We start from the raw sequence: 6146 nt of genomic DNA, 5'->3' as shown, positions 1-6146 counted from the left end.
GGGCGGGCGGGACGGTAGTCGCTGAAGCCGAACGCCCAGGTCGCCGGCATGTCCATGACCTCGTCCATGCCGTCGACGTGGACGGCCGCCATGTCGGCCAGGCGGGCGGGGGAGACCAGGTCGACGCCGTCGAGGTGGCCCAGGAGGGCGGCGTAGACGCGGGCCGCGCCGCGGGCCGTCATCGTGCCGGCGGACGGGATGTCCGAAGTGAGAACGTCCGGGCGGTTGGCGTATGCGGCGTCGGGTCTGATGCCCGGTGGGAGTGACCGGTCGGTCGGGGCCGGGCCCGGTGGCGGTTCCGTCGGCGGTTCCTGGTGGGCGACGCGGGGCAGGTGCGCGGTGGGGACTCCGAAGTGCACGTCGTCCTCGACGCCGAGCGGCCGCGTGACGGCCTCGTGCAGCCACCACGTCAGGGTGCGTCCGGTGGCGCGCCGTACGATCTCGCCGAGCAGGAACCCGAACGTCTGCGCGTGGTAGCCGAAGCGGGTGCCGGGCTCCCACCACGGTTCGGACGCGGCCAGCACCGCGCACATGTGGTCCCAGTCGCACAGGTCCTCGACCGTGGTGTCGTACGGGGGCGCGGGCACGCCCGCGGTGTGGAGCAGGACGTGGCGGAGCGTCGTCTCGCCCTTGCCGTGGGCCGCGTACTCCGGCCAGACGTCGGCCGCGCGCATGTCGTAGGTGAGGTCTCCGCGTTCCACGAGCACGTGGGCCACCGCCGACGCCACGCCCTTGGCGGTGGAAGCGGCGTAGAAGAGCGTGTCGGGTGTCACCGGGCGCTCAGGGGCGGCCATGCCCGCGACGACGTCGGCGACCGTCCGTCCGTTGTGGACGACCGCGATCTGCAGGCCCACCTCGGCGCCGGACGCCACCAGATCATCGGCCGCGTCTTGGAGTCTCTCCTGGAGGGACGTCATCGGACGCCCGCGCGGGGGGCACCGCTCACGGGCCGGCCCGGCGGCGGGAGCACCGTTGCCGCACGCGGCGGTATGGCGAGGCATTCGCGGGGCATGGGCGCGGGCTCCTTCGGTCGGGATCGGGCGTCACGGTTCTCGCGGCGTCCATACAGACCTTCGTGCCCCCGCTGATTCATCGGTCGCACGGACGGTGACTCGGCCGTACCGTCCGCACGCTGGGCTGATCTCACCGTCCCGGCCCGGAGAGCTACCCGAGCGTGAACCGCCGACAGCCGTTGCGAGCGGGGCGCGCGCGGTGGGTCCGGTGATCGTGGGCCGCCCGCGCGCCCCCGTGGGCGCGGGCGGGACGATCGGACCGGCCCGTGCGCGCGGCCCCGCGCACGGGCCGGCGTCCGGCCCCGGCGCCGCGGCGGAGAAGGGCCGCGGCGAACGGGAGTCGGGTCGCCGGGCGGCGGCCCCGGTGGCCGGCACCACCGGGGCGCGCCCGGAACGCCGCCGTCCGGTCGGGACGAGGGACGGCGGCGGGGAGCGGCTCGAAAGAAAGTGTCCTAGAGGTCAGAAAACTCTGTCCAGCTGTTTGCAAGAACATCTTTAGATAAGTTCAGTGGGAAATGTCATCAGTTCCCGCCCAGCTGGCCGCATGGCCATTTGTCGTCGGTCCGGTGGAACAGGTAGTAATGTCCCTCACCGTGTCACCGACCCTCGACGCCCTCCTGGACGGTCCGTCCGGGCTGCTCGACATGACGTTCGACCAGCTGCGGACGCTCCTGGTGGTGCATGAGACCGGGTCCGCGCTGCGGGCCGCGCGGGTGCTGGGGCGTGAGCAGTCCAGCGTCCAGAAGCAGCTCGACATACTGAACCGCAACAGCCAGAACCTCTGCGGCGAGGTGCTGACGGTCCGGCAGGGGCGCGGCAAGGACTTCCTGTTCACCCCCACCGGCGAGGCCACCGTCGAACTGGCGCGCATGACGTTCGACAAGTGGCTGGAGTCCATTCACCTGAGCCGGCGCAGGCTGGGGCGGATGCTGACCGTCGGCACCACCGAGTTCACCCTGCCGATCGTGTCCCGGGCCTGGAACCGGGTGTCGGAGGAGTTCCGGCAGCGGGAGGTGGAGTTCAAGGTCGCCCACGTCCGCACGAAGGACGTGTGGTCGCGGCTGGAGAACCGGCAGGTCGACCTCGTCTGCGGGAGCATCGTCAGCACCCCCGAGGGCGATCTGCGGCTGAAGGAGTACGAGGTCATCGAGTACGCGCGGGGCCAGGCGCTGCTGCTGACCAACCTGCCGGAGAGCGAGCTGCCGGACGGGCCCGTCGAGACCAGCGCGCTCGGGCGCGTCCCGCTGGTGGTGCCGCCGGCCGGGCTGGTCGCCGACCTGCTCGCCACCTGGTACGGGCCGCACTACCGCGACCGCCTGAACGTCGTCGCCGACATCGACGACGTCCACTACGGGCTGTCGCTGCTGCGGTCCGGGTTCGTCCGCGGCTGCATGATCGTCACCGGGTCGATCGGGCGGGGCATGGCCGCGCAGGACGATCCCGACGCGGTGCCGCTGCGCGCCATCGGGCTGCACGACGACCTGGAGCCCAAGGCCGAGCTGATGACGGGCGCGTTCGTCCGCCGCGCCGACCTGGAGCGCTACGGGCCGGGGCATCCCCTCAACCGCCTCTGGGCGGCGGTCAAGGAGGACGTCCGCACCTACACCCCGCTCGCCTGACGCGGCGCCCGGGCCCTACTTGATCTGGTTGTCGACCACGTCGAGGGTCGGGCGGGCGCCGAGGTGCTTCATCGCGCGGGCGGCGAGCCGGCAGCCGGCGGTGAGCGCGTCGGCGGGCTGCTTGCCGTCCAGCCAGGGCGGCAGGAACCCGGCGACGAACGCGTCCCCGGCGCCGGTGCCGTCGATGATCTTCTCGACGGGTTCGGCGGCGACGGTGACGGGCTCGGGCCGGCCGTTGGTGTACCAGAGGGCGCCGTCGGAGCCGTTCTTGATGACGACCTGCGGATACCAGGCGGTCAGCACCTTGGCGGCCTGCTCCGGCGTGTCGCGGCCGGTGAGGATCTCGGCCTCTTTGGCGTTGACGACCAGCAGCCGCGCGCCCTGCGTCCACTCCAGGAACGGCTCGGCGCCCATCCGCTTGAGCGGGGAGGACGACCCGCCGTCCACCGAGACGGACATCTGCGCCTTGCGGGCGAGGTCCAGGGTGTGGATGGCGGCCTTCCGGGAGCCCTCGTTGATCAGCGAGTAGCCGGACAGGTGCAGGTGCGTGCCCTGGTTGAACAGGTCTTTGCAGCGCTCGATGTCCTCGGGGAGGAGTGCGCCGTTGGCACCGGGATCGGACAGCATCGTCCGGTCGCCTTTGTGCGTGACCATGACCACGCAGGTGCCGGTGGGACGCTCCTGGTCCATGACGAGGCGGGCGTCGACGCCGTACCCCATCATCTCCATGTCCCGGTTCCGGCCCGCGATGTCGGAGCCGCGGCGGCCGACGAACGCGACCTCGACCCCTTCCAGGGCGAGCCAGGCCGCCACGTTGGCGCCGGAGCCGCCCCCGTGGGTCGTTACAGCGGCGGGCGTGTCGCTCCCCTTCGCCAGGGGATACGCGGCACGCGCCACGGTGTCTGTCATGAGATCGCCGACCACGACCACGCGCGTCATGGAGTCATCACCTCGATCAACACGGCCCGCGCGAGCGGCAAGTCTGGACGTGTGCTCGACCGTAACAGCTCCGGAGCCCCGATTAGGTCTCGAACGCGCAGCGAAACGCGGGGAAGACCGTTTTTCCCGGCGCGGCCCCAGGAGCGTCCGTGCCTTACCCTCGGGTACGTGACCGAGCGTTACCCGGATCAGTGGGAGGCCGACGTCGTGCTCAGCGACGGCGGGACGGCCCACCTGCGTCCCATCCGGCCCGATGACGCCGACCTCCTGCGCTCCTTCCACGAGCGGCTGTCCCCGGAGTCGATCTACTACCGGTTCTTCTCGCCGCGCCCGCACCTGTCGGACCGCGACGTCGAACATTTCACGACCGTGGACCATGACCGGCGTGTCGCGCTGATCGCCACGATCGCGGGGGTGATGGTGGCGGTCGTCCGCTATGACCGGCTCGGCGACCGGCCGGAGACCGCGGAGGTCGCGTTCCTCGTCGAGGACGCGCACCAGGGCCGCGGTCTCGGCGCGGTGCTGCTGGAGCACATCGCGGCGGCGGCGCGGGAGCGGGGCGTGCGCCGGTTCGTGGCGAGCGTGCTGCCCGACAACCGCCGGATGACGCGGGTGTTCCGGGAGGCGGGCTACCGGGCGGAGCAGCGGTTCGAGGAGGGCGTGATCGAGCTCGTTCTCGACCTGGAGCCGACCGACACCTCGCTGGAGGTCATGACGGCCCGCGAGCACCGGGCCGAGTCGCGGTCGATCCAGCGGCTGCTGTTCCCCGGGTCGGTGGCGGTGATCGGGGCGAGCCGCGCGGAGCACAGCGTGGGGCAGACCGTCCTGCGGAACCTGCTGGCCGGGGACTTCAGCGGGCCGGTGTACCCGGTGCATCCGACGGCGGTCGCCGTGGCGGGGGTGCGCGCGTACGCGTCCGTCCTGGACATTCCCGACGATGTGGATCTCGCGGTCGTCGCCGTCCGCGCCGACAGCGTCCACGGGGTCGTGGAGCAGTGCGCGGCCAAGGGCGTGCGGGGCCTGGTCGTGGTCTCGTCCGGCTTCGGTGAGGTCGGCGAGGAGGGGCGCGCCAACCAGAAGGAGCTCGTCAGCCTCGCGCGCGCGTATGGAATGCGCGTCGTGGGCCCCAACTGCCTGGGCATCGCCAACACCGACACGGATGTGCGGCTCAACGCGACCTTGGCGCCGACCATGCCGGGACGCGGGCCGGTCGGCTTCTTCTCCCAGTCCGGTGCGCTCGGCATCGCCATCTTGCAGCGGACGGCCGAACGCGGCCTCGGCCTGTCCACCTTCGTGTCCGCGGGCAACAGGGCGGACGTCTCCGGCAACGACCTCATGCAGTACTGGGAGGAGGACCCGGCGACCAAGGCCGTCCTGCTGTACCTGGAGTCGCTGGGCAACCCCCGCAAGTTCGCGCGGCTGGCGCGCCGACTGGGCCGCCGCAAGCCGATCGTCGCGGTGAAGAGCGGCCGCAGCACCCAGGGCGTCCCGCTGGGGCACGCGGCGCGCGCGCTGACGCTGCCCGACCACGCGGTCAGCGCGCTGTTCGAGCAGGCCGGCGTCATCCGGGTCGAGGACCTCGCCGAGCTGTTCGACGTCGCGCAGGTGCTGGCCTACCAGCCGCTCCCCGCCGGGGACCGCATCGCGATCATCGACAACTCCAACTCGCTCGGGCTGCTCGCGCAGGACGAGGCGGTGGCGCACGGCCTGCAGGTCAGGCCGCGCATCGACCTCGGCCCCGGCGCCGACGCCGACGACTACGAGGCCGCCCTCGCCGCCGCGCTCGACGACGACACGGTGGACGCGGTCGTGGCGCTGTTCACCCCGCCGACGATCGGCGGCTACGACGTGCGCGTCCCGGAGAAGATGCTCCGGCTCGCCGCCGGCGCCGGCAAACCCGTCGTCGCGACCTACCTGGGCACCGAGGGCATGCCCGCCGAACTGCGCGTCCCCGGCCCGGACGGGATGCCCGCCGAGGGCTCGGTGCCGTCCTACACCTCGCCGGAGGACGCCGTCCGCGCCCTCGCGTACGTGATCAGGTACGCGCAGTGGCGGCGTCGCCCCGCTGGCCGCATGCCGGTGTTCGAGGACGTGGACCGCGACCGCGCCCGCGTCCTCGTCGCGGAATGGCTCGGCGACGGCGGCCCGGTGGACGTCCCGGCGAAGAAGGCGGCGGAGCTGCTCGCCTGCTACGGCATCGAGGTCGCCGAGGGCGGTCACGGCGTGCCGACCCGCATCGTCGTCCGGGAGGACCGCTCGTTCGGCGCGCTGATCTCGTTCGGCATCGCCGACGAGACCGCCGAGCTGCTCGACGACCGCGCCTACCGGCTGTCCCCGCTCGCGGACGTGGACGCCGCGGAGATGATCCGCGCGATCCGCACGGCGCCGCTGCTGCTCGGCCACCGGGGCGCCGAACCCGTGGACGTCAAGGCCCTCGAACGGCTGCTGCTGCGCGCGTCGCGCCTCGGCTACGACCTCCCCGAGGTGGCGCGCCTGGAGCTGGACCCCGTCATGGTGGACGGCCACGGCGTCACGGTGCGCGCGGTGAAGCTGACGCTGGAACGCCCCCTCGGCC

General features: G+C 72.5%; 4 protein-coding genes. 2 read left to right on the top strand and 2 right to left on the bottom strand.

The genetic code is table 11. From position 1 onward, the window contains the following. The coding region (locus ETD96_RS39635; RefSeq protein ID WP_138641625.1) for a serine hydrolase domain-containing protein at positions 1-917 on the bottom strand (917 nt) is incomplete at its 3' end. Positions 918-1606: 689 nt separating this feature from the next. On the opposite strand from ETD96_RS39635, the gene ETD96_RS39630 reads away from it, so the two are divergent. Then, on the top strand, positions 1607-2632 hold the full coding sequence (locus tag ETD96_RS39630; RefSeq protein ID WP_205719696.1) for a LysR family transcriptional regulator: 1026 nt from the start codon (positions 1607-1609) through the stop codon (positions 2630-2632). Positions 2633-2647: 15 nt separating this feature from the next. Here ETD96_RS39630 and ETD96_RS39625 read toward each other — a convergent pair whose 3' ends face one another. Next, the gene (locus tag ETD96_RS39625; RefSeq protein WP_138641624.1) at positions 2648-3571 is read right to left on the bottom strand and encodes a carbohydrate kinase family protein; all 924 of its coding nucleotides are present in this window, start codon (positions 3569-3571) and stop codon (positions 2648-2650) included. Positions 3572-3739: 168 nt separating this feature from the next. On the opposite strand from ETD96_RS39625, the gene ETD96_RS39620 reads away from it, so the two are divergent. After that, positions 3740-6146, top strand: a 2407-nt coding sequence (locus tag ETD96_RS39620) for a bifunctional acetate--CoA ligase family protein/GNAT family N-acetyltransferase (RefSeq protein WP_138641623.1), incomplete at its 3' end; no start/stop codon positions are given.

The organism is Actinomadura geliboluensis (assembly GCF_005889745.1).
Classification (GTDB): Bacteria; Actinomycetota; Actinomycetes; order Streptosporangiales; family Streptosporangiaceae; genus Spirillospora; species Spirillospora geliboluensis.
The sequence above is the reverse complement of the archived record's forward strand: the minus strand, read 5'-3'. Positions and strand labels throughout refer to the sequence as shown.

Bases quoted from the DNA above. Each gene is read 5' to 3' on its own strand.
- ETD96_RS39625 (WP_138641624.1), bottom strand. From the start codon at position 3,571: ATGACGCGCGTGGTCGTGGTCGGCGATCTCATGACAGACACCGTGGCG.